This is a genomic window from Pseudomonas sp. AGC41 (genome assembly GCF_057334555.1).
In genome coordinates this window covers 1-2,087 of the sequence record NZ_JBHFJB010000119.1, presented here as the reverse complement: position 1 = coordinate 2,087, position 2,087 = coordinate 1, and the positions used below count along the sequence as shown (strand labels likewise).

Sequence of the window (2,087 nt, the reverse complement as noted above, 5' to 3'; positions counted from 1 at the left end):
GGCTACTGCGTAGCCCAGCGGGAGCAAGCTCCCTCGCCACGGAGGTCGGTGACACTATCCGCCGCGGTATTGTCCAGGGGTAGCCGCCAGGTGTTGCTTGAATGCTCGTTGGAAGTGCGCCTGATCGGCAAACCCGCTGTCCAGCGCCACATCGGCAATCAGCTTGCCCTCGCGCAGTTGACGGCGGGCGAACTGGATGCGCCGGTTGATCAGGAAGGCATGCGGTGTCATGCCGTAGTGGCGCTTGAAAGCCCGGCTTAAATAGGACGGCGAAAGCTGCGCGAAGGCGCAGATATCCTCGAGCTTGAGGGCTTCGCTGCAATGGTCGTGAATGAACTGCGCCGCCCGCATCAGCGCCGGGTGGCTGCCACGCTCCGGACGTCCGGCCGGGTTGAGTCGATGCTGGAGATCGGTGAAAAACACTTCGGCGGCGACTTGCTTGCCACTGGTATCGATATGTTCAGCCACCAGCGTTTCGTAGAGCCCGCACAGGCCGGAGAAAAGCGCGACATCACGGCTATGGGTTGTGCCGAATGCCTGGAAGTCCAGCGAGGGGTCAAAGCCGATCCGGCGTTGCAGATCTCGCAGCCATTGGGTGTCGACATACAGCATCAGATAAGACCAGGGCTGATCGTCGATCGGATTGCAAGCATGGACGTCGCCGGGATTCATCAGCACTACCGTGCCGCTCTGGACCTGGAAGCGCGATTGTTCGTGCAGGTAGCTGCTGCGTCCGGCGGTGATCGCGCCGATGGAAAAGTGATCATGGGAATGACGCGAATAACAGACCTTGCGGCCATCGGCGATGGCCCGGGCCTCGATGAAAGGCAGCGCCGCGTCGCGCCAGAAGCGTGGAGCGGCGTCGTGGTTGGCGGACTTCATCGGTCAGCGTCCTGTTTTGTTGGCTGTGCCTGAGTGTATGCGTACATGCCGGAAAATGCCCGTTCGAGTTCGCTCCGGTCTGGGCTAGACTGCAATGAGTTCCGCCAACGGAGTTACCGATGCTAGCGCCAGGCAAACCTGACAACGAAGCCGTTCGCCTCAAACAATTGCAGTCGCTCAAGCTGCTTGATACCCCTCCCGAGGAGCGGTTCGACCGCCTGACCCGGCTCGCCCGACGTTTGTTCGACGTGCCGATCGCCTTGGTTTCGCTGGTGGACGCCAATCGGCAATGGTTCAAGTCCAATGCCGGCCTGGAAACCAGTGAGACCCCGCGCGAGGTGTCCTTCTGCGGGCATGCGATCTTGCAGGACGAGATCATGGAAATTCGCGACGCGGAACAGGACGAGCGGTTCCACGACAACCCGCTGGTCAAGGGCCAACCAGGCATCCGCTTCTATGCGGGGCATCCGCTGGGGCTGGACGATGGCAGCAAGATGGGCACCCTGTGCTTGCTGGACACCCAGCCGCGCACCCTCAACGACGACGAACGCGAGCTGCTGCGCGACCTGGCGGGCATGGCCGAGCAGGAGCTGGTTGCCGTGCAGATGGCCAGCATGGATGAGCTGACGCTGCTGTCCAATCGGCGCGGCTTCATGACGCTGGCCCAGCACGCGCTGAGCGTCTGTAGCCGCCTTTCGCGGCCGGCGACACTGCTGTTTTTCGATCTCAACGACTTCAAGCCGATCAACGATCGCTTCGGGCACGCCGAAGGCGACGGTGCGCTGAAGACCTTCGCCGACGTATTGCGCATTGCCTTTCGTGAAAGCGACGTGATCGGTCGCCTGGGCGGAGATGAGTTCGTCGCCTTGCTCACCGGCGCCTCCCATGTCGAGACGACGGCGATCATGGCACGGCTCAGGGAAATGCTCGACGAGCGCAACACAACGTTGCAGCGCGGCTATGACATCGATTTCAGCGTGGGCCAGATCGAATACGACCCCGAGCGGCATGAGTCGATCGATAGCCTGCTGGCGGAGGCAGATGCGGCGATGTATGCGCAGAAGCAGGGGCGGCGTAATAGCCCAAGCTGATCGAGCGGCCCGCCGACATCAGCTCAACTGAGCCACCGCCTTCGCGAGCAGGCTCGCTCCCACCCGGTTTTGTGTTGTGCCTGGATACTCCAGATGGCGCAGCTCTATTGTGGG

The 2,087-nt window shown here is 62.0% G+C and carries 2 protein-coding genes; one reads left to right on the top strand and one right to left on the bottom strand.

Annotated elements, in window-relative coordinates; all coding sequences use genetic code 11:
- Positions 1–54: 54 nt before the first annotated feature.
- Positions 55–882: a helix-turn-helix transcriptional regulator gene (locus ACE04F_RS21150; protein ID WP_486109730.1), complete on the bottom strand. Its 828-nt coding sequence runs from the start codon at positions 880–882 to the stop codon at positions 55–57.
- Between the two features lie 119 nt (positions 883–1,001).
- Here ACE04F_RS21150 and ACE04F_RS21145 point away from each other — a divergent pair, with 119 nt between their 5' ends.
- The gene (locus ACE04F_RS21145) at positions 1,002–1,973 is read left to right on the top strand and encodes a GGDEF domain-containing protein (protein ID WP_486109728.1); all 972 of its coding nucleotides are present in this window, start codon (positions 1,002–1,004) and stop codon (positions 1,971–1,973) included.
- Positions 1,974–2,087 lie beyond the last annotated feature (114 nt).

What these genes read in the sequence shown, in the direction of transcription:
- ACE04F_RS21150 (WP_486109730.1), bottom strand. Translation starts at nt 882, where the DNA reads ATGAAGTCCGCCAACCACGACGCCGCTCCACGCTTCTGGCGCGACGCG.
- ACE04F_RS21145 (WP_486109728.1), top strand. Translation starts at nt 1,002, where the DNA reads ATGCTAGCGCCAGGCAAACCTGACAACGAAGCCGTTCGCCTCAAACAA.